This is a genomic window from Streptomyces sp. AHU1 (assembly GCF_045343905.1).
GTDB classification, from domain to species: Bacteria; Actinomycetota; Actinomycetes; order Streptomycetales; family Streptomycetaceae; genus Streptomyces; species Streptomyces triticiradicis.
In genome coordinates, this window is sequence record NZ_CP174283.1 from 3,021,318 (window position 1) to 3,046,344 (window position 25,027).

25 protein-coding genes are annotated in these 25,027 nt (G+C 72.8%); 15 read left to right on the top strand and 10 right to left on the bottom strand.

Going from position 1 to position 25,027, the window contains the following annotated elements; all coding sequences use genetic code 11:
• Positions 1–81: 81 nt before the first annotated feature.
• On the bottom strand, positions 82–1,701 hold the full coding sequence (locus ACICHK_RS13710; protein ID WP_406837117.1) for an MFS transporter: 1,620 nt from the start codon (positions 1,699–1,701) through the stop codon (positions 82–84).
• Positions 1,702–1,822: 121 nt separating this feature from the next.
• Between ACICHK_RS13710 and ACICHK_RS13715 the strand changes: the two genes are divergently transcribed.
• From ACICHK_RS13715 to ACICHK_RS13725, 3 genes are all read left to right on the top strand, one after another.
• Positions 1,823–2,536, top strand: a complete 714-nt coding sequence (locus ACICHK_RS13715; RefSeq protein WP_406837118.1) for a TetR family transcriptional regulator — start codon at positions 1,823–1,825, stop codon at positions 2,534–2,536.
• 392 nt (positions 2,537–2,928) lie between these two features.
• Positions 2,929–4,137, top strand: coding sequence for an alpha/beta hydrolase (locus ACICHK_RS13720; RefSeq protein WP_406837119.1), 1,209 nt, complete (start codon positions 2,929–2,931; stop codon positions 4,135–4,137).
• Between the two features lie 75 nt (positions 4,138–4,212).
• A complete protein-coding gene (locus tag ACICHK_RS13725) occupies positions 4,213–5,067 on the top strand; it encodes a DUF4429 domain-containing protein (RefSeq protein WP_406837120.1) in 855 nt (284 codons plus the stop codon).
• 57 nt (positions 5,068–5,124) lie between these two features.
• Here ACICHK_RS13725 and ACICHK_RS13730 read toward each other — a convergent pair whose 3' ends face one another.
• Complete coding sequence (locus tag ACICHK_RS13730; RefSeq protein ID WP_406837121.1) at positions 5,125–5,595, bottom strand: MerR family transcriptional regulator; 471 nt, start codon at positions 5,593–5,595, stop codon at positions 5,125–5,127.
• Positions 5,596–5,691: 96 nt separating this feature from the next.
• On the opposite strand from ACICHK_RS13730, the gene ACICHK_RS13735 reads away from it, so the two are divergent.
• Both ACICHK_RS13735 and ACICHK_RS13740 read left to right on the top strand, forming a co-directional pair.
• Entirely contained in the window at positions 5,692–6,171 is a 480-nt protein-coding gene (locus ACICHK_RS13735) for a GNAT family N-acetyltransferase (protein WP_406837122.1), read from the top strand.
• Positions 6,172–6,180: 9 nt separating this feature from the next.
• Positions 6,181–7,002, top strand: a complete 822-nt coding sequence (locus ACICHK_RS13740) for a serine hydrolase (protein WP_151468180.1) — start codon at positions 6,181–6,183, stop codon at positions 7,000–7,002.
• A 23-nt stretch (positions 7,003–7,025) separates the two neighbouring features.
• On the opposite strand, the gene ACICHK_RS13745 is transcribed toward ACICHK_RS13740, so the two are convergent.
• Entirely contained in the window at positions 7,026–7,682 is a 657-nt protein-coding gene (locus tag ACICHK_RS13745) for a pirin family protein (RefSeq protein WP_151468179.1), read from the bottom strand.
• Between the two features lie 96 nt (positions 7,683–7,778).
• Here ACICHK_RS13745 and fasR point away from each other — a divergent pair, with 96 nt between their 5' ends.
• The 5 genes from fasR to fabF all read left to right on the top strand — a co-directional run bounded on the left by fasR (position 7,779) and on the right by fabF (position 12,758).
• Complete coding sequence (fasR, locus tag ACICHK_RS13750) at positions 7,779–8,984, top strand: fatty acid biosynthesis transcriptional regulator FasR (RefSeq protein WP_151468178.1); 1,206 nt, start codon at positions 7,779–7,781, stop codon at positions 8,982–8,984.
• An 89-nt stretch (positions 8,985–9,073) separates the two neighbouring features.
• Positions 9,074–9,991, top strand: coding sequence for an ACP S-malonyltransferase (locus ACICHK_RS13755; protein ID WP_406837123.1), 918 nt, complete (start codon positions 9,074–9,076; stop codon positions 9,989–9,991).
• An 11-nt stretch (positions 9,992–10,002) separates the two neighbouring features.
• Positions 10,003–11,034: a ketoacyl-ACP synthase III gene (locus ACICHK_RS13760; protein ID WP_406837124.1), complete on the top strand. Its 1,032-nt coding sequence runs from the start codon at positions 10,003–10,005 to the stop codon at positions 11,032–11,034.
• 75 nt (positions 11,035–11,109) lie between these two features.
• Entirely contained in the window at positions 11,110–11,358 is a 249-nt protein-coding gene (locus tag ACICHK_RS13765) for an acyl carrier protein (protein WP_103548676.1), read from the top strand.
• A 128-nt stretch (positions 11,359–11,486) separates the two neighbouring features.
• On the top strand, positions 11,487–12,758 hold the full coding sequence (gene fabF, locus ACICHK_RS13770; RefSeq protein ID WP_151468175.1) for a beta-ketoacyl-ACP synthase II: 1,272 nt from the start codon (positions 11,487–11,489) through the stop codon (positions 12,756–12,758).
• Between the two features lie 138 nt (positions 12,759–12,896).
• Here fabF and ACICHK_RS13775 read toward each other — a convergent pair whose 3' ends face one another.
• Positions 12,897–13,391, bottom strand: coding sequence for a DUF3145 domain-containing protein (locus tag ACICHK_RS13775; protein ID WP_103548678.1), 495 nt, complete (start codon positions 13,389–13,391; stop codon positions 12,897–12,899).
• Between the two features lie 308 nt (positions 13,392–13,699).
• Between ACICHK_RS13775 and ACICHK_RS13780 the strand changes: the two genes are divergently transcribed.
• Positions 13,700–14,599 carry an SGNH/GDSL hydrolase family protein gene (locus ACICHK_RS13780; protein WP_406837125.1) on the top strand — a complete coding sequence of 300 codons (900 nt, stop codon included), beginning with the start codon at positions 13,700–13,702 and terminating at the stop codon, positions 14,597–14,599.
• A 10-nt stretch (positions 14,600–14,609) separates the two neighbouring features.
• The gene (locus ACICHK_RS13785) at positions 14,610–15,584 is read left to right on the top strand and encodes an aldose epimerase family protein (protein WP_406837126.1); all 975 of its coding nucleotides are present in this window, start codon (positions 14,610–14,612) and stop codon (positions 15,582–15,584) included.
• Between the two features lie 111 nt (positions 15,585–15,695).
• Here the strand turns inward: ACICHK_RS13785 and ACICHK_RS13790 are convergent, their stop codons facing one another.
• Complete coding sequence (locus ACICHK_RS13790; protein ID WP_406837127.1) at positions 15,696–18,173, bottom strand: glycoside hydrolase family 3 protein; 2,478 nt, start codon at positions 18,171–18,173, stop codon at positions 15,696–15,698.
• A gap of 103 nt (positions 18,174–18,276) precedes the next feature.
• Between ACICHK_RS13790 and ACICHK_RS13795 the strand changes: the two genes are divergently transcribed.
• Complete coding sequence (locus tag ACICHK_RS13795) at positions 18,277–18,852, top strand: TetR/AcrR family transcriptional regulator (protein WP_151468171.1); 576 nt, start codon at positions 18,277–18,279, stop codon at positions 18,850–18,852.
• 21 nt (positions 18,853–18,873) lie between these two features.
• On the opposite strand, the gene ACICHK_RS13800 is transcribed toward ACICHK_RS13795, so the two are convergent.
• On the bottom strand, positions 18,874–19,269 hold the full coding sequence (locus ACICHK_RS13800) for a RidA family protein (protein ID WP_406837128.1): 396 nt from the start codon (positions 19,267–19,269) through the stop codon (positions 18,874–18,876).
• A gap of 12 nt (positions 19,270–19,281) precedes the next feature.
• Positions 19,282–20,094 carry an NAD(P)-dependent oxidoreductase gene (locus ACICHK_RS13805; protein ID WP_406837129.1) on the bottom strand — a complete coding sequence of 271 codons (813 nt, stop codon included), beginning with the start codon at positions 20,092–20,094 and terminating at the stop codon, positions 19,282–19,284.
• Between the two features lie 202 nt (positions 20,095–20,296).
• Between ACICHK_RS13805 and ACICHK_RS13810 the strand changes: the two genes are divergently transcribed.
• Positions 20,297–21,193: a LysR family transcriptional regulator gene (locus tag ACICHK_RS13810; RefSeq protein WP_406841218.1), complete on the top strand. Its 897-nt coding sequence runs from the start codon at positions 20,297–20,299 to the stop codon at positions 21,191–21,193.
• 67 nt (positions 21,194–21,260) lie between these two features.
• Here the strand turns inward: ACICHK_RS13810 and ACICHK_RS13815 are convergent, their stop codons facing one another.
• Together ACICHK_RS13815 and ACICHK_RS13820 are read right to left on the bottom strand one after the other, a co-directional pair.
• Positions 21,261–22,082: an EI24 domain-containing protein gene (locus tag ACICHK_RS13815; protein WP_406837130.1), complete on the bottom strand. Its 822-nt coding sequence runs from the start codon at positions 22,080–22,082 to the stop codon at positions 21,261–21,263.
• Positions 22,083–22,202: 120 nt separating this feature from the next.
• The gene (locus ACICHK_RS13820) at positions 22,203–23,225 is read right to left on the bottom strand and encodes an NADP-dependent oxidoreductase (protein WP_151468166.1); all 1,023 of its coding nucleotides are present in this window, start codon (positions 23,223–23,225) and stop codon (positions 22,203–22,205) included.
• Positions 23,226–23,334: 109 nt separating this feature from the next.
• Between ACICHK_RS13820 and ACICHK_RS13825 the strand changes: the two genes are divergently transcribed.
• Positions 23,335–23,790 carry a MarR family winged helix-turn-helix transcriptional regulator gene (locus ACICHK_RS13825; protein ID WP_151468165.1) on the top strand — a complete coding sequence of 152 codons (456 nt, stop codon included), beginning with the start codon at positions 23,335–23,337 and terminating at the stop codon, positions 23,788–23,790.
• 264 nt (positions 23,791–24,054) lie between these two features.
• Here ACICHK_RS13825 and ACICHK_RS13830 read toward each other — a convergent pair whose 3' ends face one another.
• Positions 24,055–24,840 (bottom strand): hypothetical protein, encoded by a 786-nt coding sequence (locus ACICHK_RS13830; protein WP_406837131.1) that lies wholly within the window; start codon positions 24,838–24,840, stop codon positions 24,055–24,057.
• Positions 24,841–25,027 lie beyond the last annotated feature (187 nt).

The following is a 25,027-nucleotide window of genomic DNA, read 5'->3' on the forward strand; positions in this document are numbered from 1 at the left end:
ACGGACCGGGTACCCCCGTTTCACGCCGGCAGACCCGCCCGGGTCCGGGCGGGTCCGGGCGGGTCCTGGGCGGCGCGTCCGTCAGATGTGGCCGACGCCCGCGCCGGCCTCCGCGTTCTCGCCCCGCTTGGTGAGCAGCGCGACGAGGACGGCCACGACGGCGACGCCCGCCGCGACGAGGCAGGCGAGGCTCATGCCGGAGATGAACGTCTCGTGGGCGACGTCGGTGATCTGCGCGGCGATCGCGGCCGGGGTCTCCTTGGTGACCGGTGCGACGCCGCCCCGGACCGCCTCGGAGGCCTGGTCGAGCTGGGCCGGGGTGAGCGGCGGCAGCTTGGCCGCGGTCCAGTTGCCCGGGAGGTCGCTGTCGACCTTGGAGGCCATCACGGCGCCGAGGACGGCGGTGCCGAGGCTGCCGCCGATCTGCATGGCGGCCTGCTGGAGACCGCCCGCGACACCGGAGAGCTCCATCGGCGCGTTGCCGACGATGACCTCGGTGGCGCCGACCATGACCGGCGCGAGACCGAGGCCGAGCAGGGCGAACCAGATGGACATCAGACCGCTGGAGGTGTCGGCCTCCAGCGTCGACATGCCGTACATGGCGATCGCGGTGGCCGCCATGCCGCCGGCGAGCGGGATGCGCGGGCCGAGCTTGGTGATGGCCAGGCCCGCGAGCGGGGAGCCGACGATCATCATGCCGGTGAGCGGGAGCAGGTGCAGACCCGCGTCGACCGGGCTCATGCCGTGCACGTTCTGGAGGTAGAACGTCACGAAGAACAGGCCGCCCATGAAGGCGATGGCCATGAGCACCATCAGCACCACACCGGCCGACAGCGGGACGGAGCGGAAGAGGCCGAGCGGGATCAGCGGTTCCTTCACGCGCGTCTCCCAGAAGGAGAACGCGACGAAGCCCACGACCGACACACCGATGAAGAGCCAGGTCTTGCCGTCGCCCCAGCCCCAGGTCGGGGCCTTGATGAGGGCCCACACCAGGCAGAACATCGCCCCGGACAGCAGGACGATGCCGACGAGGTCGAAGGAGCGCGGGGCGTTCTCGGCGCGGTGGTCCAGCAGGATCAGCGTGCCGAGCGCGAGGGCGATCAGGCCCACGGGCACGTTGATGAAGAACACCGACTGCCAGCTGACGTGCTGGACGAGCAGACCGCCGAGGATCGGGCCGCCCGCGGTGGAGGCGCCGATGACCATGCCCCAGATGCCGATCGCCATGTTCAGCTTCTCGGCCGGGAAGGTCGCCCGCAGCAGGCCGAGCGCGGCGGGCATGAGCAGCGCGCCGAACAGGCCCTGGAAGACGCGGAAGGTGACCACGAAGGCGATGCTGTGCGACAGGCCGATCGCGCCGGAGGCGGCGGCGAAGCCGGTCACGCCGATCAGGAAGGTCTGCCGGTGGCCGAAGCGGTCGCCGAGCTTGCCCGCGGTGATGAGGGAGACCGCGAGGGCGAGGAAGTAGGCGTTGGTGATCCACTGGACGTCGGCGAAGGTCGCGCCGAGGTCGTCCTTGATGGCCGGGTTCGCGATGGCCACGATGGTGCCGTCGAGGGCCACCATCATGACCCCGACGGCCACGGTGATGAGGGTGAACCACGGATGGCCGCGCAGGCCCGTGGACGGAGCCCGGTCCGACGGGGAGTCCGGAGTCTTGTCCTCCGGGCCCGTCTTGTCGATGGTGGTCTGACTAGTCATCCCCCGAGGCTAGTGACAGCCGCTGACAATTGACAAACCTCATCACAAGTCGGTAACTGTCACGTCACTCGCAGATAGGCTGAACTGCACGAACAGTTCGGTTGGGAGAGAACGCGGCACCATGACGGAGACGGTGGACACGGCAGACACGGCGGGTACGGGCCGGGCGCCGGACACGGCCGGGACGACGGGGCGGGCGCCGCGCCCCGGGCTGCGGGAGCGCAAGAAGCAGCGCACCCGGGACGCGCTGCTGCGGGCCGCCCTCGAGCTGTTCACCACCCAGGGCTACGAGCGGACCACGGTCGACGAGATCACCGAGGCCGTCGACGTCTCCCAGCGCACCTTCTTCCGCTACTTCGCCGGCAAGGAGGACGTCGCCCTGTTCCTGCAGCGGCTCGCCGAGTCGCACTTCATCGCCGCGGTGCGCGAACGGCCGCCCCACGAGGCCCCGTTGGAGGCCCTGCGCCGCGCGGTCCTGGAGAGCTGGGACACCATCGGCGAGGCGATCGAGGAGGTGGTGCCGATCGAACTGCACATGCGCACCTACCGATTGATCGAGTCGACCCCCGCGCTGCTCGCCGTGCACCTGCGCCGCTCGGAGGAGACCGAGGAGGAGATCGCCCGGATCGTCGCCGGGCGCGAGGGCCTCGACGTGGACGCGGACCCGCGCCCGCGCATCGCGGTCGCGGTGTTCGGCGGGGTGATGCGGGTGACGGGACGACTGTGGGGCGCGGGCGAGGACACCAGCGTCGAGGCGATCCGCGAGCTGACCGCGACCTATCTCGACCACGTGGGGCCCGCGTTGGCGGAGAAGTGGGGCACCGCGCCCCGGTGACGGCCCGGTGACGCTCCGGGGCGCGCCGCTCCGGGGAACCTCCGCACGGCACCCGGCACCTGCCTGCGCGCGAACCCCGCTCCGGACCCCCGCGCGTGACGCGGCCCGCACCCGCCCGCGCGACTCGGCACACGCCCGTGCGCGGAACCTCGCGCACGCCCGCGCACGTTGTACGGACGGTGCCCGCGCGAGGCGCTCCGCGAAGAACCCGCGGAATCACAACACCCCCGCACGGAGCGTCACATATCGCACACGCATAGCAGGAATGCCCGTACAGACTGTCACCATTTAACTCAAACTGAACCCGGTTTGCCCCAATTACCCCATCGGAAACGTGATCCCTCTCACTCGTTTAACGGGAGGCTCCTCACTTCTCCTAGGGTGTCCTCTCAGTGACTTCCTTCGACACCACCCCCCAACTCAACGTCTGGCGCGCACTGCTCGCGCTGGCCGTGGTGTTCGTGATGCTGGCCACCAGTGGCTGGACCGCGCTCCACAGCCACCGGGCACCCTCCCCGCTCCAGGCGTCCCGCTCCGCGTGGGAGCACGGCAGCCTCGCCGGGCACAAGCTGCCCGACCCGGACTCGGCCCCGGACCTGCTGGCCCGTTTCTTCACCACGCTCGACGCGCGGCAGCGTTCCGAGCTCGCCCACCGCTATCCGCTCGCGGTCGGCAACATGAACGGGGCGCCGGTGACCCTGCGTTACGCGGCGAACCGTCTCGCGCTGAAGCACGAGAGCACGGTCGAGCGTCGGCGCATGCACGACAACCGGCTGTCCGCGCTCGGCCAGCACGACGCGGGCCGCCGGATGCACCGCTACGAGGCCCTGCTGCGCAAGAGCCGCAAGATCCTCGCCTTCGACCCCAACGGCTCGGGCCGGGTCGCCGAGGTCTTCGGCGACCTCGACACGGCCCGCCGCGTCTCGGTCGTGGTCCCCGGTGTCGACACCGACCTGCTCACCTTCCAGCGCACGTACAAGCGGTACTCGGCGCCCGTCGGCATGGCGGGTGCGCTGTACCGGGCGGAGCGCTCGGCGGACCCCGGCACGCGTACGGCCGTGATCGCGTGGGCCGACTACACGACGCCCAGCGGACTCGGCATCGACTCGGCCACCGCCATGCGCGCGGAGGAGGGCGCGGTGCGGCTGAACGCACTGGTGCGGGCGCTGCCGGGAAGCGCGGAGGTGGCGCTGTACTGCCACAGCTACGGCTCGGTCCTGTGCGGGGTGGCCGCCTCCTCGCTGCCCTCCCGGGTCTCCGACATAGCGGTGGCGGGCAGTCCCGGCATGCGGGCGGCGAACGCGGCGAACCTGCACACCACCGCCCGGGTCTGGGCGATGCGCGACGCGGACGACTGGATCCAGGACGTGCCGCACATGGAGCTCGGAGGCCTCGGGCACGGCGCGGACCCGGTGTCGAAGGGGTTCGGCGCGCGCGTGCTGTCCGCCGAGGGGGCGAAGGGACACGCCGGCTACTTCGAGCCGGGCACGGAGAGTCTCCGTAACTTCGCGGAGATCGGGATCGGCGCGTACCGTGCCGTCCGCTGCGCGCACGACGATGACGCCTGCCGGACGGGTTTGTCCGCCGGTGCGTCGGCCTGACGCGCGTAGAGGACGAAGAACTGCGGTCCGCACAGAGAGGCGACGGAGGCTTGCGTGCCGCATACGATGGCCCGCATGGGTGACGTACTGGCCGGTTTTCATGCCGCCTGGGAGTTCGAGTCAGACTCCGTGCTCATCCGCTTCGAACGGGGGATCCGCACACCGAAGCTGTTCCAGGCGCTCGGCGAACGCCGAATCCCCCTGGAGGCGATCTCGGCGGTGACGCTGACGCCCGGGAAGCGAGGCACGGTCGTTCTGCGTGCGGTGCCGAGGCCCGGTGCCGATCCGCTGATGGAAGCGGCCGCGGGACAGCTGAAGGAGGGGTGCGACCCCTATCGGCTGGTGCTGCCGGCCGACCGCGAGACGCTGGCCGAGTACTACGCGGACGAACTGCGCGGACAGCTCACCGCGGGCGAGGAGCCCGCCGAGCGCTTCCTCGTGAAGCCGCCCGAGGGGCCGCTGGCCTTCAAGGCCTACGACGGGAAGGCGTCCTTCGACGGCAGGACGGTGTCCTTCCGCTGGTTCTGGACGGGCGCGTCCTCGGCGAAGTGGAAGGCCGGCGACCAGACCTTCCCCGTCTCCGCGCTGTGCGGGGTCGAGTGGCGCTCCCCCGAGGTGCTCGAGGGCCATCTGCGGCTGCTGCGGCGGGAGCCCGCGCCGGCGCACCCCGCCCAGGCGGACCAGGACCCGGCGGCGGTCGTCTTCGGACTCGGGTACGGGCCCGTCCACGAGTCGCTGCCGTTCGCGGCGGCCGTGCTCGCCGCCACGCGCTCCGCGAGTCCCGCGCCAGCGGCCGCGGCCCCGGCGCCGCACCGAGACCCGGCCGACATCGCCGACCGGATCCGGCACCTCGGGGAACTGCACGAGGCCGGGCTCGTCACGGACGAGGAGTTCTCCGTCAAGAAGGCGGAACTGCTCGCCCAGCTGTAGGGGTGCGGCACGGCCCGGGACCGGGCCCCGCCCGGCCCTCGATCGGGCCGGGCGCCGTCAGGACCGCTCCGACGCGAGGGCGCGGCCCGTGTCCCCGTAGAAGTCGATCTTCCGGTCGAGCACGGCCAGGGTGTCCTGGAGCTCCGCGATCCGCGACCGGACGTCCCGGCGGGTCGCCTCCAGGAGTTCGTAGCGCTCCCGGTAGGTGTGGTCACCGGCGCGCACCAGCTCCGCGTAGCGGACCATGTCGGCGACCGGCATCCCCGTGAGCCGGAGCTTGCCGACCAGGCCCAGCCAGTCCAGGTCGCGGTTGCTGTAGCGGCGCTGACCGGTGTGCGAGCGGTCGACGTGCGGCATCAGCCCGATGCGCTCGTACCAGCGCAGGGTGTGCGCGGTGAGGCCGGTGAGGGCGACGACCTCGCTGATCGTGTACTTGTCCCGTCCGTCCGGGCGTCGCGGCTCCCGCTCGGGAGGGGCGACGCAGATATCGGTCCCGGTGGCCTCGGCTGTCGTCTCCATCACCGTCATGCCCTCCACGCTAAAACCCTGGAGTGCACTCCAGGCAAGCCGAACCGGCCGAAAACGCCGGGACATGGCCGGGAGGTGCTGGTTACCGTGCGGAACATGAATCCCGTACGCCGTGCCACGCCCGAGGACGCCCCCGAACTGCTGCGCCTGCGCCAGGTGATGATCGACTCGGTCTTCGCAGCGGACTCCTCCAGCGAGTGGCACGCCGCCTCGCTGCCCACCGTACGCGCGAAGCTCTCCGGTCCCGAGGGCTCCTTCGCCGCCTTCGTGATCGACCACCCGGACCGCCCGGGAGCCCTCGCGGCGCTCGTCGCCGGGACGGTCGAGTACCGGATCGGGCGGGCGGACAATCCGCACGGCGCGGTCGGGTACGTCTTCAGCGTCGCCACCGATCCGGACGCCCGGCGCCGCGGTTACGCCCGCGCCTGCATGGAGGCGCTCCTCGGCTGGTTCCGTGAGCACGGTGTCGCCCAGGTCGACCTCAACGCGTCCGCCGAGGCCGAGCCGCTCTACGCGGCCCTCGGGTTCGTCCGCAAGCCCGACCCCTCGATGCGGCTGAGCCTCGGACCGGCTTAGGCTCGGGGCATGTCCTCGCAGAGCCTGGCGCTGATCTCGAACTGGCCCGTCCCCACCGCCGCCGCCGCGGTCGTCCGCGCGGACGGCACCGTGGCCGGCTCGCACGGGCCGGGCGGACACCGGTTCGCGCTGGCCTCCGTCACCAAGCCGCTCGCCGCGTACGCCGCGCTCGTCGCGTACGAGGAGGGGGCGATCGAGCTCGACGAACCCGCCGGGCCCGCCGGTTCGACGGTCCGTCATCTGCTCGCGCACACCTCGGGCCTCGCCTTCGACGAGCACCGGGCGACCTTCACGCCCGGGGAGCGGCGGCTGTACTCCAACGCCGGCTTCGAGGTGCTCGGGGACCACATCGCCAAGGCGGCGGACATGCCCTTCGCGGAATACCTGCGCCAGGCGGTCCTCGAACCCCTCGGCATGACCGCGACGACGCTGGACGGTTCGCCCGCGAAGGACGGCGTCTCGACCGTGGACGACCTCGTCCGCTTCGCCGCCGAGCTCCAGGCGCCGCGGCTGCTGGACCCGCGCACGGTCGCGGAGGCCATGACCGTCCAGTACCCCGGCACCAAGGGCGTCCTGCCGGGCTACGGTCACCAGAACCCCAACGACTGGGGGCTCGGCTTCGAGATCCGCGACTCCAAGTCGCCGCACTGGACGGGAACCTCGTCCTCCCCGCGCACCTTCGGCCACTTCGGGCAGGCCGGTACGTTCCTGTGGGTCGACCCGGTGGCGGGCGCCGCCTGCGTCGCGCTCACCGACCGCCCCTTCGGCCCCTGGGCGATCGAGGCGTGGACCCCGTTCACGGACGCGGTGCTGGCCGACCTCGCCTCCTGACGCGGCCGGCGGCGGCCCCGGGGTCAGCCGACCGCCATCTCCCAGACCAGCAGCTCCGCCGGGGCGCCCGCGAGCAGCTCCAGGTCCTTGGCGTCCGTGACCCGGGCCGCGTCCCCCTCCCCCAGTTCCACGCCGTCCAGCCGGACCTCGCCGCGCACGACGTGGACGTAGACGTAGGGCGCGTCGGGGACGGCGGTGCGCTCGCCCGCCGTCAGCCGGCGCACATGGAGCATGGCCCCCGCCTCGGGCACGGCGTACGGGGTGGAGTCCGCGATGCCGCGGACGGTCTCGTACGCGGGGTCGCCGCCCGGCTCCACCGGTGCCAGCCACATCTGGACGAAGACCAGCGGCAGCTCGCCGTCGTTGCGCTCGACGTGGCGGACGCCGCCCGCCGAACTCAGCCGCTGGACGTCCCCGTGGCGCAGCACCGACTCGTTGCCCGCCGAGTCGCGATGGGTCAGCTCGCCCTCCACCACCCAGGTGACGATCTCGGTGTGGCTGTGCGGGTGCTCGTCGAAGCCGGCGCCGGGGGCGAGCCGTTCCTCGTTGCAGGCGATCACCGCGCCGAAGCGGAGGTTGTCGGGGTCGTAGTGCGGGCCGAAGGAGAAGGCGTGGAGCGAGGAGATCCCGGCCGCCGGGTCCCCTCCGCGGTAGCGCTCGTCGGCGCGGCGGACGTCCATCACCCCTCCACGGTAGCTCCGGCGCGGTGAGGGCTCCCCCCGGTTACTTGCGACCCGCCGCCGCACGGCTGCGTCCGGATAAGGCAGTCTTGTCCCGTGCCCGAACCCGAAGCCAGCAACACCGAGCGCCCCGCGCACGACGTCGACTCGCACACCGCGACCCTCAAGCGGCTGGAGAAGTCGGCCGGCAGTCTCGCCGCCCAGGCCATCACGCGGATGGACGAGACGCTGCCCTGGTACCGGGCCATGCCACCGGAGAACCGGTCGTGGATCGGGCTGGTCGCCCAGGCCGGTATCGCGGCCTTCACGGAGTGGTTCCGGCACCCGGACGCGCCGCAGGCCATCTCCACCGATGTCTTCGGCACCGCGCCACGCGAGCTGACCAGGGCTATCACGCTGCGCCAGACGGTGGAGATGGTGCGGACGACAATCGAGGTCATGGAATCGGCCATCGACGAGGTGGCGGCACCCGGCGACGAGTCCGTGCTGCGCGAGGCGCTCCTGGTCTACGCCCGCGAGATCGCCTTCGCCACCGCCCAGGTGTACGCGCAGGCGGCGGAGGCGCGCGGCGCCTGGGACGCCCGCCTCGAGTCGCTCGTGGTGAACGCGGTGCTCTCCGGCGAGGCCGACGAGGGCGCCGTCTCCCGGGCCGCCGCGCTCGGCTGGAACTCCCCCGAACACGTCTGCGTGGTGCTGGGCACGGCGCCCGACGGTGACAGCGAGCTGACGGTGGAGGCGATCCGGCGGGCCGCCCGGCACGCCAAGCTCCAGGTGCTGACGGGGGTGCTCGGGGACCGGCTGGTCGTCATCGCGGGCGGCAGCGACAACCCCCTCGCCGTCGCCAAGTCGCTGATCGGCCCGTTCGCCGCCGGATCGGTCGTCGCCGGGCCGATCGTGCCCGATCTGCTGGCCGCGACCCGGTCGGCACAGGCGGCGGCGGCCGGGCTGAAGGCGTGTTTCGCCTGGCAGGACGCCCCGCGCCCGGTTCTGGCGGACGATCTCCTGCCGGAACGCGCGATCGCCGGAGACCCGTCCGCCCGTGAGCAGCTGGTGGAGGAGATCTACAGACCGCTGGAGGAGGCGGGCTCGGCGCTCCTGGAGACGCTCAGCGTCTACCTGGAACAGGCGAGCAGCCTCGAAGGGGCCGCCCGGATGCTGTTCGTCCATCCCAACACCGTGCGCTACCGGCTTCGACGTGTGACTGACGTCACCGGGTGGTCACCCTCGGACGTCCGGTCGGCGTTCACGCTGAGGATCGCGCTGATCCTGGGGCGTCTGGCCGATGGCGATCCACAAACATAGGCTTTTGTCGGGGACCTACAATTCCCCCTCGTGTTCTTCGTCCCTGTCCCCACGGGCGGCCGTGGCCGTCCCCAAGAGAGAGTGTGAGAGTGCTCGTACTCGTCGCTCCCGGCCAGGGCGCTCAGACGCCCGGCTTCCTGACTCCTTGGCTCGACCTCCCCGGTGCCGCCGAACGCCTCGCCGCGTGGTCGGACGCCATCGGGCTGGACCTTGCCCACTACGGCACGCAGGCCGACGCGGACGCGATCCGTGACACGGCCGTGGCGCAGCCCCTCCTGGTCGCCGCCGGCCTGCTGTCCGCCGCGGCGCTCGGTGACGTGACCCCCGGCGCCGTCGCCGGCCACAGCGTCGGCGAGATCACCGCAGCCGCGTTCGCGGGAGTGCTCGACGACACCGCCGCGCTGACCCTCGTGCGCAAGCGCGGCCTCGCGATGGCCGAGGCCGCCACCATCACGCAGACCGGTATGTCGGCGCTGCTGGGCGGGGACCACGACACGACGGTCGCGCACCTGGAGAAGCTGGGGCTGACCCCGGCGAACGTGAACGGCGCCGGCCAGATCGTGGCCGCCGGCACGCTGGAGCAGCTGGCCGCCCTGGAGGCGGACAAGCCCGAGGGCGTCCGGCGGGTCGTGGCCCTGAAGGTGGCGGGCGCGTTCCACACCCACCACATGGCCCCCGCGGTCGACGCGCTGGCGAAGGCCGCCGAGGACCTGACTCCGAAGGACCCCCGGGTCACGTACGTCTCGAACCGTGACGGCCGGGCCGTCGCCTCCGGTGCCGACGTCGTCTCGCGCCTGGTCGGCCAGGTCGCCAACCCGGTCCGCTGGGACCTGTGCATGGAGACCTTCCAGGAGCTCGGCGCGACCGCGCTGATCGAGGTGTGCCCCGGCGGCACGCTGACCGGTCTGGCCAAGCGCGCGCTGCCCGGCGTCAAGACGCTGGCCCTGAAGACCCCCGACGACCTGGACGCGGCTCGCGAGCTCATCGCCGAGCACGGCACCGCCTGAGGAGCCCGAGCATGACGAAGATCAAGGCACCCAAGGGCGCTCCGTTCGCGCGCATCCTCGGCGTCGGCGGCTACCGCCCCGTCCGGGTGGTGCCCAACGAGGTGATCCTGGAGACGATCGACTCGTCCGACGAATGGATCCGTTCGCGTTCGGGCATCGAGACCCGGCACTGGGCCTCCGACGAGGAGACCGTCGCCGCGATGTCCATCGAGGCGTCCGGCAAGGCCATCGCCGACGCCGGGATCAGCGCCGACCAGATCGGTGCCGTGGTGGTCTCCACCGTGTCGCACTTCGCCCAGACCCCGGCCATCGCCACCGAGATCGCCGACAAGCTCGGCACGAACAAGGCCGCGGCCTTCGACATCTCGGCCGGCTGCGCGGGCTTCGGCTACGGCCTGACCCTCGCCAAGGGCATGGTCGTCGAGGGCTCGGCGGAGTACGTCCTCGTCATCGGCGTGGAGCGGCTGAGCGACCTGACCGACCTGGAGGACCGCGCGACGGCCTTCCTGTTCGGCGACGGCGCGGGCGCGGTCGTCGTGGGCCCCTCCGAGGAGCCGCACATCGGCCCGACGGTCTGGGGCAGCGAGGGCGACAAGGCCGGCACGATCAAGCAGACGGTGCCGTGGGACCGTTTCAAGGTCGGCGACGTCTCCCGGCTTCCGCTCGACTCCAAGGGCGAAATCAAGTTCCCTGCCATCACGCAGGAGGGCCAGGCGGTGTTCCGCTGGGCCGTGTTCGAGATGGCGAAGGTCGCGCAGCAGGCGCTGGACGCGGCCGGGATCAGCCCGGACGACCTGGATGTCTTCATTCCCCACCAGGCCAACGAGCGGATCATCGACTCGATGGTGAAGACGCTGAAACTGCCGGGACACGTCACGGTCGCGCGTGACGTGCGCACCACCGGCAACACCTCGGCCGCCTCGATCCCGCTCGCGATGGAGCGGCTCCTGGCGACCGGTGAGGCGAAGAGCGGCGACACCGCGCTCGTCATCGGCTTCGGGGCGGGTCTCGTGTACGCCGCGACGGTCGTTACCCTCCCCTAGGCACTCCGTACCGGATCATCCGGTCCGTACGGAAAATCGCCACCCCTCTGGAAACACACCGAAGGAGCGCCTGACATGGCCGCCACTCAGGAAGAGATCGTCGAAGGTCTCGCCGAGATCGTCAACGAGATCGCCGGGATCCCCACCGAGGACGTCCAGCTGGACAAGTCCTTCACCGACGACCTGGACGTCGACTCGCTGTCCATGGTCGAGGTCGTCGTCGCCGCCGAAGAGCGCTTCGACGTCAAGATCCCGGACGACGACGTCAAGAACCTCAAGACCGTCGGCGACGCGACCGCCTACATCCTCAAGCACCAGGCCTGATCTTCCGATCACCTGGGCCGACCGTCCGGGTGACCGGGGCCCCGTGCCCCGGTCTCACCCTGGCTGATGCCCCGCCACCCGGCGGTGGCGCCGCTGAATCCTCGTAATCCGTTGGAGAAAGAATTCCCGTGAGCCCGACCAATCGCACCGTGGTCGTCACCGGTATCGGCGCAACCACACCGCTGGGTGGCGACGCAGCCTCTACCTGGGAGGGCCTGCTCGCCGGACGTTCCGGCGTCCGCCCCCTCGAGCAGGAATGGGCCGCCGACCAGGCCGTCCGTATCGCGGCGCAGATCGCCGTGGAGCCGGGCGAGGTCATCCCCCGCCCGCAGGCCCGCCGACTGGACCGCTCGGCGCAGTTCGCGCTGATCGCGGCCAAGGAGGCCTGGGCCGACGCCGGTTTCACCGACAAGGCGGGCGAGGACCCCAGCGTCGACCCCGACCGGCTGGGCGCGGTCATCGCCTCCGGCATCGGTGGTGTGACGACCCTGCTCGACCAGTACGACGTGCTGAAGGAGAAGGGCGTACGCCGTGTCTCCCCGCACACCGTTCCGATGCTGATGCCGAACGGTCCCTCCGCCAACGTGGGCCTCGCCGTGGGCGCCCGCGCCGGTGTGCACACCCCGGTCTCCGCCTGCGCCTCCGGCGCCGAGGCCATCGGCTACGCCATCGAGATGATCCGCACGGGCCGCGCCGACGTCGTCGTCGCCGGTGGCACCGAGGCGGCCATCCACCCGCTCCCCATCGCCGCGTTCGGCAACATGATGGCGATGTCCAAGAACAACGACGACCCCGAGGGTGCCTCGCGCCCCTACGACGTCGCCCGTGACGGCTTCGTCCTCGGCGAGGGCGCCGGCGTCGTCGTCCTGGAGTCCGCCGAGCACGCCGCCGCGCGCGGTGCCCGGGTGTACGCCGAGGCGGTCGGCCAGGGCATCTCGGCCGACGCGCACGACATCGTGCAGCCGGAGCCCGAGGGCCGCGGCATCTCGCACGCCCTGCAGAACCTGCTCGACAGCACCGACCTGGACCCGGCCGAGATCGTGCACGTGAACGCGCACGCCACCTCGACGCCGGCCGGTGACGTGGCCGAGCTGAAGGCGCTGCGCAAGGTGTTCGGCGACGAGGCCGACCACTTCGCGGTCTCCGCCACCAAGTCGATGACCGGTCACCTCCTCGGTGGCGCCGGCGGTGTCGAGTCGGTCGCGGCCGTGCTCGCGCTGTACCACCGGATCGCCCCGCCGACCATCAACGTGGAGAACCTCGACCCCGAGGCCGAGGCCGCCGCCGACATCGTCCGCGGCGAGCCCCGCAAGCTGCCCGTCGAGGGCCGCATCGCCGCGCTGAACGACTCGTTCGGCTTCGGCGGGCACAACGTGGTCCTGGCGTTCCGTACCGTCTGACGCCGGTTCCCCTCCGTACGAGCTGTGGCCCGTACCCCTGATCACAGGGGTACGGGCCACAGTGCGTGGGTGCTTCGGCGGCGGTGCGGACGGTGCCGACGGGGCGTCACACCGCCCGGGTCACGCGGGTCGCACGGATCACACCACCTGGTGCAGCCAGCGGACCGGGGCGCCCTCGCCCGCGTAGCGGAAGGGCTCCAGCTCGTCGTCCCAGGGCTTGCCGAGGAGCTTGGCGAGATCGGCCTCCAGGTCGCTCTCGCCGCGCTGGGAACGCAGCAGGGCCGCGCGCAGCCGGTCCTCGGGGATGAGGATGTCGCCGTGGATCCCGGTCACCGCGTGGAAGATGCCGAGCTCGGGGGTGCAGCTGTAGCGCTCGCCCTCGGCAGTGGGGCAGGGCTCGGCGGTGACCTCGAAGCGCAGCAGGTGCCAGCCGCGCAGCGCGGAGGCCAGCTTGGAGGCGGTGCCGGCCTCGCCCTTGAAGGAGAACTCGGATCTCCAGGTGCCGGGCGCGGCGGGCTGCCGGATCCAGTCGAGGTTCACGCGCGTGCCGAGCACCCCCGCGACCGCCCACTCGACATGCGGACACAACGCGCGGGGCGCGGAGTGCACGTAGAGAACTCCACGTGTCGTCACTGGGGCCTCCGGACAGAGCGAGACATCTTGTAACTTAGCGGAACGGCAGTGGCAGGGCGGCCACGTGGCGAGGCTACCCTGCGGCGGCGCAAGGAGTGTGACGTACCGTCGGTCCAAGCGCCGTGAACCGCCGAGGTTTCACCCGGCGGGACGTGTCCGGACTCCCCTGCCGGGGGCCCGGGCCCGCCACCCGGATGAGGTCGGCCGCACCGTGTGAACGCGGTGCGACCGGCCGTGTACGACGTGGTGCGACCGACCGCGGGGAACGGTGCCGACCAACCCTGTACAACGAACGAGGAGACCAGGGGATGCGGAATCGCAGCCACCGTTGGCGGGCCGTCCTCGCCGCCACCGCCGCGGCGGCTCTCCTGGGCACCGCCGCGTGCGACGCCGACGGCGGCTCCTCGGCGCCCAGCGGGACGGCGGGGGCCCGGCCGTCCCCGAGGCCCACGCCGGTCTGGGACCGCAGCCCGGACTCCATGGCGGCGGTCGGCGACTCCATCACGCGCGGTTTCGACGCGTGCAGCGTGCTGTCCGACTGCCCCGAGGTGTCGTGGGCGACCGGCAGCGATCCCGGGGTCGGCTCTCTCGCGGTACGGCTGCTCGGCACGGCCGGGGCGGCCGAGCGGAGCTGGAACTACGCGGTGACCGGCGCGCGGATGGCCGACCTTCCCGGCCAGATGGAACGGGCGGCGGCCCGGAGGCCGGAGCTGGTCACGGTGATGGCGGGCGCCAACGACGCCTGCCGCTCCTCCGCCTCGGCGATGACGCCCGTCGCCGACTTCCGCGCCGAGTTCCAGGAGGCGATGGGCACGCTGCGCCGCGCTCTGCCCAGGACCCAGGTGTACGTGTCGAGCGTGCCGGACCTGAAGCGGCTCTGGTCCGAGGGGCGCGGCAATCCGCTGGGCAAGCAGGTGTGGAAGCTGGGCATCTGTCCCTCGATGCTCGGTGACGCGGACTCGCTGGGATCGGCGGCGACCCTCAGGCGGGGGCAGGTGCAGGACCGGGTGAAGGCGTACAACCAGGTGCTGCGCGAGGTGTGCGCCAAGGACCGGCGCTGCCGCTTCGACGGGAACGCGGTCTTCGACTACCGCTTCGGCACGGACCAGTTGAGCCACTGGGACTGGTTCCATCCGAGCAGGGACGGACAGGCCCGGCTCGCGGAGATCGCCTACCGGACGGTCACGGCACGCAACCCCGTGACCTAGGGTTTCCCTCATGAGTGAACTTTTCGGCACACTTTCCGACGGCGCCCGGGTCCACCGCTGGACGCTGGAGCGCGCCGGGGTCCGGGTGCGCGTGCTCACGTACGGCGGGATCGTGCAGGCGGCCGAGGTGCCGGACCGGGACGGTCGGGTCGCGGACGTGACCCTGGGCTTCTCCGCCCTGGAGGGTTACACGGCCCATCCCGGGCCGTACCTCGGCGCGCTGGTCGGGCGGTACGCGAACCGCATCGGGGGCGCGCGCTTCTCCCTGGACGGGACGGCGTACCGCCTGGAGCCGAACGACGGGCCCAACTCGCTGCACGGCGGCGACGGCGGTTTCGACAAGCGCGTGTGGGACGCGGAGCCGGTCGAGCACGGTGTCCGGCTCTCCCGGGTCAGTCCGGACGGCGAGGAGGGCTTCCCGGGCCGCCTGGAGGTCTCGGCGACGTACACGCTCGACGAGCGGGGCGCGCTGCGGATCGCCTACGAGGCGGTCACCGACGCGCCGACCGTGGTGAACCTGACGAACCACGCGTACTGGAACCTCGCCGGCTCCGGCAGCGCGCTCGGGCACGAACTGCGGCTCGACGCCTCGCGGTTGACCAGGGTGGACGGGAGCCTCGTCCCGACCGGGGAGCTCGACCCGGTCGGGGGCACCCGCTTCGACTTCCGCGAGCCCCGCAAGACCGGAGCGGGCTACGACCACAACTACGTGCTCGACAAGGGGGTCACCGCCGCTCCCGTGGAGGTCGCCGAGCTGTACGACCCGGCGTCCGGGCGGGTGCTGACGGTCGCGACCACCGAACCGGGCCTGCAGCTCTACACCGCCGACCACCTGGGCGACCCGTTCGCCCCGAACGACGGCATCGCGCTGGAGACCCAGCACTTCCCCGACTCCCCGAACCGGCCGGACTTCCCGAGCACCGAGCTGCGGCCGGGCGGGGTGTACCGGTCCGAGACGGTGTACGGGTTCTCCGTGCGCTCCTAGGGGACGCCGCCCCGGGGAACGGGAGCACGGAGGACGCCGCCGGGAGTATCGGCGGGCCCCGGTCCGGAGGTCAGGTTCCGGGCCGGGGCCGGCCGAGAGGGGGCGCGTTGTTCACGCCTCGATGATCGTGCTCAGACGGCGGTCCGCAAGGGAACGGCCCGCCTGAATCTCGTACGAACCCTTCACAAACGCCCAGGCGTTCGTGGCGGTGTCCCAGATCTCGAAGGCGCGGCGCGGGAGTTCCACGACGGCCTCGACGCTCTCGCCGGGCGCGGCCTCGACCCCGGCGAAGCCCGCGAGCGCCCGGACGGGCCGCTCCGTGCCGGGTTCCGCGGGGGCGAGGTAGACCTGGACGACCTCGCGCCCAGACCGCTCACCGGTGTTGCGCACCCGGACGGTGACGGTCGTGCCCTCCGCCTCGATGGACTCGTACGTCCAGTCGGTGTAGCCGAGGCCGTGCCCGAAGGCGTACGAGGGGGTCCTGCCCTCCTTCTCCCAGGCGCGGTAGCCGATGAAGACGTCCTCGGCGTACGGGAGTTCGCCGCCCTCGGGGCGCACCCGGGTGACCGGGGCGTCGGCGAGGGAGCCCCAGGTGGTGGGGAGGCGGCCGCCGGGCTCGTGGGCGCCGGTGAGGACGTCGGCGAGGGCTGCGCCGCCCTCCTGGCCCGGGAACCAGCTCAGGAGCACGGCGGCGACCTCGTCGCGCCACGGGAGTTCCACGGGGGAGCCGGAGTTGACGACCACGACGGTGTTGGGGTTGGCGGCGGCGACGGCGTGGACCAGTTCGTCCTGGCGGCCGGGGAGCCTCAGGTCGGCGCGGTCGAAGCCCTCGGACTCGACGCGGTCGGTGGTGGCGACCACGACGACGACGGTGTCGGCGGCGCGGGCCACCTCGACCGCCTCGGCGATCAGTTCGTCGGCGTCGCGCACGGGTTCCTGGTGGGCGAGCGTGAAGCGGACGCCCCGCATCGGGACACCCTCGGGGATCGCGACGACGTGGGTGAGGGAGACCTCCACCGGGGTGCCCGCGGCGAGTTCGGCCCGGCCGCGCGCCACCGGGGCGCCGAAGAACGTCACGAACGGGCCGTCCTCGGCGGTCCTCTGGACGTCGTCGAAGTACGTCGTGCCGTCGACGGTGAGGGTGAACGCGCCGAGGCCCTTGATGCCGAAGGTGTGCGGGCCGGACTCGCGCGGGGTGAAGGTGCCGGTGAGTTCGATGCTGTGGAGGTTTTCGTACGTGACGCCCTCGGGCAGGTCGTCGCCCATCCACTGGATGTGGCCGCTCGGGACGGAGGCGGTGGCGACGACCTCGCCGGCGGCGTCGCGACAGACCGCGCGCAGCTCGAACCCCTTGTCGGCGGCGGGGAGTTCGACGGTCAGGTCGGCGCCGAGGGCGTACGTCACGCCGCCCTCGGGCAGGGCGGCGGTGAGACCGTCGAGGGGCGAGACGATCCCGGCGGGGAAGACGGTGGCGGAGCCGCCGCCGAGCACGCGGGCGTCGCGGGCGGCGGCACCGACGAGGGCGACCCGGTGCCCCTCGGGGAGCGGCAGGGCGCCCTCGTTGCGGACGAGGACGAAGCCGCGGCGGGCCACCTCGCGGGCCAGCGCCCGCCCGTCCACGGCCGCCGGGGGCTCGGTCACGACGGGGTCGGCGCCCTCCAGGGCACCGACGCGGGCGGCGAGCCGGAGCACGTTGCGCACGGCCGCGTCGACCGTTGCCTCGGCGACCTCGCCCGCGCGCACGGCGGCGGCGAGCGGTTCTCCGTAGACGGTCCGGGGGCCGGGCATGGCGACGTCGAGGCCGCCCTCGATCGCGGCCCTGGTGTCGCGGGCGGCCTTCCAGTCGGAGACGTTGAAGCCGTCGAAGCCCCATTCGCCGCGCAGGACCTCGTTCACCAGACGGCGGTGCTCGCTCATCGTGGTGCCGTTGACCGAGTTGTAGGCGGTCATGACGCCCCACGGGCGGGCGGTGGCGACGATGGTCTCGAAGGGCGCCAGGTACAGCTCGCGCAGGGCGCGTTCGGAGACGAGGTTGTTCACCGTGAAGCGGTCGGTCTCGGCGTCGTTGGCGACGAAGTGCTTGACGGTGGTGGCGACCCCGCCGGACTGGACGCCCCGGACGTAGCCGCCGCCGATCGCGCCGGTCAGGAGCGGGTCCTCGCTGTAGGCCTCGAAGTGGCGGCCGCCGAGCGGTGAGCGGTGGAGGTTGACGGTGGGGGCGAGCAGGACGTGGACGCCCTTGCGGCGCGCCTCCTGGGCGAGCAGCACGCCCGCGCGGCGGGCCAGTTCCGGGTCCCAGGCCGCGGCCAGCGCGGTGGGCGAGGGGAGCGCGACGGAGGGGTCGTCGGCGCTCCAGCGGACACCGCGGACGCCGATCGGGCCGTCGGACATGACGAGGGACCTCAGCCCGATCTCGGGGAGCGCGGGCAGGGTCCACATGTTCTGCCCGGACAGCAGCCGGGCCTTCGCGTCCAGGCCGAGCCGGCCGAGGGCCGCCTCGACGACGGCCTCGCGGGCCGCTTCCGCCTCCGCGTCCTGATGGCCCTCGTCCTGATGGTCCTTCGCCGTCCCCGCCGCGGTCTCCGCCATGGCGGCACCTCCTCGTTGAAAGCCGTCGGTCCCCCTCATCGTGCATCGGCCACCTGTCGACCGGTAGGTTTCGTTACCCTGCCGTTATGATCGGGGTGACCGGATGCCGTACGGTGACGCCATGGCGACCAGGACCAGGAGCGAGGAGCGGCGCGCCGAGATCGTGCGCGCGGCGCTGGAGGTGATCGCCGAGCGCGGTTACCGGGGCGCGAGCCTCGCCGCGGTCGCCGAGCGCGTGGGCCTCACCCAGCAGGGCCTGCTGCACCACTTCCCCACCAAGGAGGCCCTGCTCGTCGCCGTGCTCAAGGAGCGCGACCAGTGGGACGCCCTGCCGGGCACCGGCTGGCGGGCCGACCTGCTCGTCGCCCTGGTCGAGTACAACGCGATGCGGCCCGGGATCATCCAGACCTTCTCGGCCCTGCTCGGCGAGAGCGTCACGGAGGGGCATCCGGCCCGCGAGTTCTTCACCCGGCGCTACACCACGGTGCGCGCGGACATGGCCGTGGCGCTGCGCGCCGAGTACGGGGAGCGGCTGCCGAGCGGGCTCACGCCGGAGCGTGCCGCTCCCCTCCTCGTCGCCGTGATGGACGGTCTCCAGTACCAGTGGCTGCTCGACCCGGAGTCGGTGGACATGGCGGCCGCGTTCCGTGACTTCCTGACCCTGCTGGGCGAGGACTGAGCGCCTCGGGGCGGTCCGGGTTCATGCCTCCGGCCGGGCGCCGACCGCCGCGACGACCTCGACCTCGACGAGGGCGTCCGGCTTGAACAGGCGCGCGGCCTCGAAGGTCATGCTGGTCGGCGCGGTCCCGGTGAGGAACTCCCGGCGCACGGCGCCGTACTCGCCCAGCCGGCCGATGTCGGTGAGGTACGTGCGGATGTTGATGATGTCGTCGAGGCCGGCGCCGTGCGCGTCGAGCAGCGCGGCGATGGTCTCGAAGACACCGCGGCTCTGGGCGGCGAGGTCGGGGCCGTCCGCGACCTGACCCGAGAGGTACAGGAGGGCTCCGCCGCCGGGGAGTTCGACGCGGGCGACCTGGGAGTAGGAGGAGTTGGCGGGCTGCGGCGCGGAGGCCGGGCTGTCGAGCGTGACGCGCATGATGACGGTCCTTCAGGCTTGTCGGCGGATACGGGTGACGGCTCGTGCGATGTCCTCGTCGGCCGCGGCCGGGTCCTCGGCGGCACGCCGGAAGTGCTCCAGCGCGGCTTCCACGGCCGGGAGCCGGGCCGGCTCCGTGGCGAGCGCGAGGTCCTTCACGGCGAGCGCGGTGCCGAAGTGCACGCCCTCGGCGAAGGCGCGGCCCACCACGCCGCCGAGCGGGCCGCCCGCCAGCGCGGTGCGGGCCGTCTCCTCGTCCAGGCCCAGGGTCTCGGCGAGGAGCAGGGCCTCGGCGACCAGGGCCACGCCGCCGAGGACGGCGGCGTTGAGGACGAGCTTGAGGGCGGCGCCCGAGCCGGGCGGTCCGGTGCGGGTCACGGTCCCGAGGCGGGTCAGCACGTGTTCGACGCGGGCGGCGTCACCGCCGGCGAGAACGCCGAGCCGACCGGACTCCGCCCGGTCGGTGCTGCCCATGACCGGGGCGTCGACGAGGGTCACGCCCTGCCCGAGGCGGGCGGCCAGCCCTCCGATCACGTCCGGGCCGACCGTCGACATCTCCACCCAGCAGGCGCCGGGGCGCAGTTCGGGGACAACGGACCCGGCGACCGCGTCGAGTGCCGCCGGGCCGGCGAGCATCGTGATCACGACGTCCGCGTCCCGCACCGCCTCGGCCGCCGAGGAGGCGAGGACGGCGCCCGCCGCGACGAGCGGCCCCGCCTTCGCGGGAGTGCGGTTCCACACCGTCAACGGGTGCTGTGCGCCGAGGAGTCGGCGGGCCATGGCGGACCCCATGTGCCCGAGTCCGAGAAAGGCGATCTTTTCCATGCGGGGGACGCTAGGCGCGGGCCCGCGATGCGACAAGCGAGTGTCTAGCATGCCTGCCATGCCGAATCAGCATGACGCCTTCACCCGGGACGGCTCCCCGCGCGACACCCCCGGTGAACCGGCCCGGGGTGAAGCGGGCGGCGGGGAAGAGGAGTTGTCCGGTGGAGGCGTGTCCGCCGCGGACGCCTCCGGCGCACCCGACCTGTCCACCGTCTGGCTGCGGGTCTTCCTCGACGTGGCGCGGCACGGTTCGTTCACCGTGGCCGCCCGGACGCTCGGATGGACGCAGTCCGCGGTCTCACGCCAGATCTCCGCGCTGGAGGCGGCACTCGGCGGGGCGCCGCTCTTCGACCGGCTGCCCCGGGGGGTGCGGCTGACGGAGGCCGGCCGGGTCCTCCTGCCGCACGCGGAGGCGGTGGTGGAGCGGCTGCGCGGGGCCGGGCGCGAGCTGGCCGCGCTGCGGGAGGCGGCGGACGGGCGGCTGCGGGTGGGCGCCTTCGCCACGGCGGACGCGGCGCTGGTGCCCCGGGCGATCGCGGTGTTCCGGGCCCGGCACCCCGCCGTCCGGCTCACCCGCCTCCAGGAGTTCACCCCCGTCCTGCTGGACCTGCTGAGCGCCGACCGGCTCGATCTGGCGGTCGTCTCGACGACGGGCCGCGCGCCGCTGGAGGCCTACTCCCTGCACCACCTGCTGGACGAATCCCTCTACGTCGCCGTCCCCGCCGGACACCCGCTCGCCGCGGAGCCGTCCGTGCGCCTGCCGCAGCTCGCCGACGCCGACTGGATATCCGGCAGCCCGCGCCCCGAGGGGACGCTGCTCGACGCCGCCCTGCGGCACGGGTTCCGGCCGCGGGTGGCGCACGTGGTGGCCGAGTGGACCGCCAAGCAGGGATTCGTGGCGGCCGGTCTCGGGGTGGCCCTGATCCCCGCGCTCGCCGCCGAGTCCGTGCGTCCGGACATCGCGCTCCTGCCCGTGCTCGACGAGGAGGCGCCGGCCCGGGCGGTGTACGCGGCGACGGTGCGCGGGCGGTCCCTGACCCCGGCGGCGCGGGCGTTCCTGGCCGCGCTGCGGGAGGCGGTGGCGCGGATTCCCGCCTGACCACCGGGCGGGAGGCCCCCCGGGACGGGCGGTCGGGCGGAGACCCGCGAGGCGGCGGGCGTTCCGGTCAGGGCGTGGCGCTCCGCTGTTCGGACGCCCCCTCCGGGGCCTCCTCGGAGTCCTCGTCCGCGTCGTCCTCGCGGATCTCCTCGCCGAGCAGGTCCCGGGCCATCAGGGTGGCGCCCGCGACCGCTCCCGGCATCAGGAACACCGCGACGAACGGGACGAGGAAGGCGAGGCCCAGGGGGGTGCCGAAGCCCCAGACCAGGGTCTTGCGGGAGCGGAGCAGCGCGAGGCGCGCCCGGAGGTCGACGTCGCGGCGCTGGAGGGCGACGGCGACGAGTTCCTCGGTGAGGAAGAAGCCCGTGACGAAGAAGCCGAGCACCGGGACGACGGTCTGGCCGACGAACGGGACGAAGCCGAGCGCGAAGAGGAGCACCGCCCACACGAGGGCCCGCACGAGGATCCGGACGCTGTCGCGCGCGGAGATCCACAGCTCGCGCCAGAGCGGCAGCCCCGACTCGGGGGCCGTGCCGTCCGGGGAGACGTCACGGTCGACCTTCTCCGAGAGGCTCTCGTAGAAGGGCTGGCCCACGAGCAGGGTGACGGCCGTGAAGGTGAGGACGGCGAGCAGGAGGGCGAGGGCGAAGAGGACGGCGGTGAGGAAGCCGCGGAACAGCCCCGCCCAGGGGCTGGACCAGTCGTCCGCGAACGGCGTCGCCCAGGTGACGAAGTCCTCCCCGTACACACCGAGGGCGACGAGCGCCACCGCGTAGAGCACGAGCGTGATCAGTCCCGGCAGCAGCCCGAACCCGAAACTCTTCCCGTGCCGGACCACCCACCGCTGGCCGCGCAGCAGATAGCCGAAACCCACCCCAAGATCGCGCATGGGGAGACCTTATCGGGGTGGCGCGCCGGGCCGCAGTCCGCGGTGGCGGCGGCCGTCGTCGTCCGGTCGGCCGCCGCCGCGGCGGCGGTCACCGTCCGGTCCGCCGCCACCCCGTCCGGGTCAGAGCTTGACGATCATCTTTCCGATGTTGTCGCCGCGCAGGACGCCGAAGAACGCCTCCAGGTTGTTCTCGATGCCCTCGACGACCGTCTCGGTGTACTTCAGCTCACCGGAGCGGATCCAGGCACCGACCTCCTGGACGAACTCCTGCTGGAGGTCGTAGTGGTCGCCGACGAGGAAGCCCTGGATGCGGCCGCGGGTCTGGATCAGCCGGGCCAGGTTCCGGGGGCCGGGGGCGGCCTCGGTGTTGTTGTAGACGGAGATCATTCCGCAGACCGCGATGCGGCCGTCCCGGTTCAGCGAACCGATGGCCGCCTCCAGGTGGTCACCGCCCACGTTGTCGAAGTAGACGTCGACGCCGTCGGGGGCGGCGTCGCGCAGCTGCTGGGAGACCGGGCCGTTCTTGTAGTTGAAGGCCGCGTCGAAGCCGTACTCCTCCAGGAGCAGCTTGACCTTCTCGTCGGACCCGGCGGAGCCGATGACGCGCGAGGCGCCCTTGAGCCGGGCGATCTGGCCCACCTGGCTGCCGACGGCACCGGCGGCGCCCGACACGAAGACGGAGTCGCCCTCCTTGAAGGAGGCGGTGCGCAGGAGCCCGGCGTACGCGGTGAGGCCGGTCATGCCGAGGACGCCGAGGTACGTCGACAGCGGCGCGGCCTCCGGGTCCACCTTGACGGCCTGCTTGGCGTCCACGACGGCGTACTCGCGCCAGCCGAGGAAGTGCAGCACGTGGTCGCCGGCCTCGATGCCCTCGGCGTTCGAGGCGATGACCTCGCCGACCGCGCCGCCCTGCATGGTCTTTCCGAGCTCGAAGGGGGCGACGTAGGACTTGGCGTCGCTCATGCGGCCGCGCATGTACGGGTCGACGGAGGCGTAGGCGTTCCGTACCAGGACCTCGCCCGGACCCGGCTGCCGGACCTCGGCCTCGACCAGGGCGAAGTCGGAGGGCTGGGGGAAGCCGACCGGGCGGCTGACCAGGTGCCATTCACGGCCGGTGGAGGGAAGCTGGGGGGTCTCGGACATGAGGGTGCGCCTTTCACGGTGACGGGCGGGCGGTCAAATACTTCAGAACCTCAAACAACCATGCGCCTGAATATTTCATGATGTCAAGCAACACGGTAGGATCGGGGGCATGGCCACCCACAAGAGACCACGGATCGACCCCCTGACCGTGGAGGTCGTCGAGCTGATCGGCACGGTCGTGGCCCGCTACCACGAGGAGTACGAGGACGCGGCGGCCGAACACGCCCTCACCGGCGCGCAGGCGCGACTGCTGAGCCTGCTCTCGCTGGAGCCGCTGCCGATGCGCCGTCTGGCGCAGAAGCTGAGGTGCGAGCCGTCGAACGTCACGGGGATCGTGGACCGGCTGGAGACCCGGGGACTGGTGGAACGCCGCCCCGACCCGGCGGACCGCCGGGTGAAACTGGCGGCGGCGACGGCCGAGGGCCGCAGGATCGCCGGGGGGCTGCGCGACTCGCTCGACTTCGCCCGCGAACCCCTGGCCGAGCTCTCGGACCAGGAACGGCTGGCCCTGCGCGACCTGCTGCGCCGCATGCTGGGCGAGAGCGCCGGCACCGACGGCGGCTGAGGACGCGGGCGCCCCGCGGCGGACCGGGACCCCCTCGCCGCGAGGACCGGCGCATCCGGCGCCACGGCAACCGGAACCCGTCACGGCACGAGAACCGGAACCCGGGACGGCACGCGGGACCACGACGTGCCGTTTCCGGGTCACCCCGCCCGCGCGGCGGCCTCCCCGGGACCGGACAAAACCGCCCGGCGCCCTCCGTCCGGGCGGGCGGAACCGCCGGGGACACCCCGGAGAGGGGTCACCCGGCGGCGGGCGGCGGCACGCCTACGTGCACCACCACAGGAAGCGCTCGCAGTCGTCCGAGGACGTGGGGGCCGGCGCGGAGGCCGAGGCCGTCGGGGCGGCGGTGGCGGAGGCCGGGGCCGTCGGGTCCGGGGAGGCCGTCACCGGGGCCGTCGGGTCCGGGGAGGCCGTCGCCGGGGCCGAGGCGGAGGGGCCCGGGAGGGTGCCGGCGGCCGAGGGCTCGCCGCCGGCGGCGCTCTCCTCGCTCGTCGCCGTGGGGGACGCGGAACGGGGTGCGGGGGCGGATACGGAGGCCGACGGCGAGGGGACGGGCGCGCGGGTGTCCGAGGGGGAGGCGGAGGGGGAACTCTTCAGGAGCGCGGACGCCGTCGGCGAGGCCGAGCCGTCGGACGACTCCGCCACCGCGGGACTCGACCCCAGTCCGGGCGCGTCGACACCGAGTTCGGCGAGGCTCAGACCGCCGGCCGCGAGGACGAAGCCCACGGCCACGTACAGGGTGCGGCGGCGCCGGCGGCGGTGCGCGGCGGCCCTGCGGTCACGACGGCCACCGCCGGCCCGGCCCCGCGGGTCACCCGGGCCCCCGGCCCCCGCCCCGGCGTCCGGGACACCGCCTCCGCGCCGGCGCGCGGCCCGCCGGGAGCCCCGCTCGACGTCGTCGCCCTCGTCGTGGCGCACGTCGGCGTCGGCACCCTCACCGTGGCGCACGTCGGCGTCGGCGTCCGCTCCGCGTTCGTCGACCGGGGTACCGCACCCGGGACAGTCGAGAGCGCCGTCGAGGTGCCTGTGGCACACGTGGCAGTAGTCCATGACGCGGGAAGACTAGGGTCACCGCCGGTAACGTTCCTAGGCGCAGTTGTGAAGATGTTGTGTGGAATTGATGATTCCGGCACGTCGGCCACCGCCACCCCCGAAGATCCCCCGCCATCCTGCGCCCATCACGTCGGAACACGTCGGAGCCGTTATGCGCGCGACCCATTGACACCCCCCGTGCGGC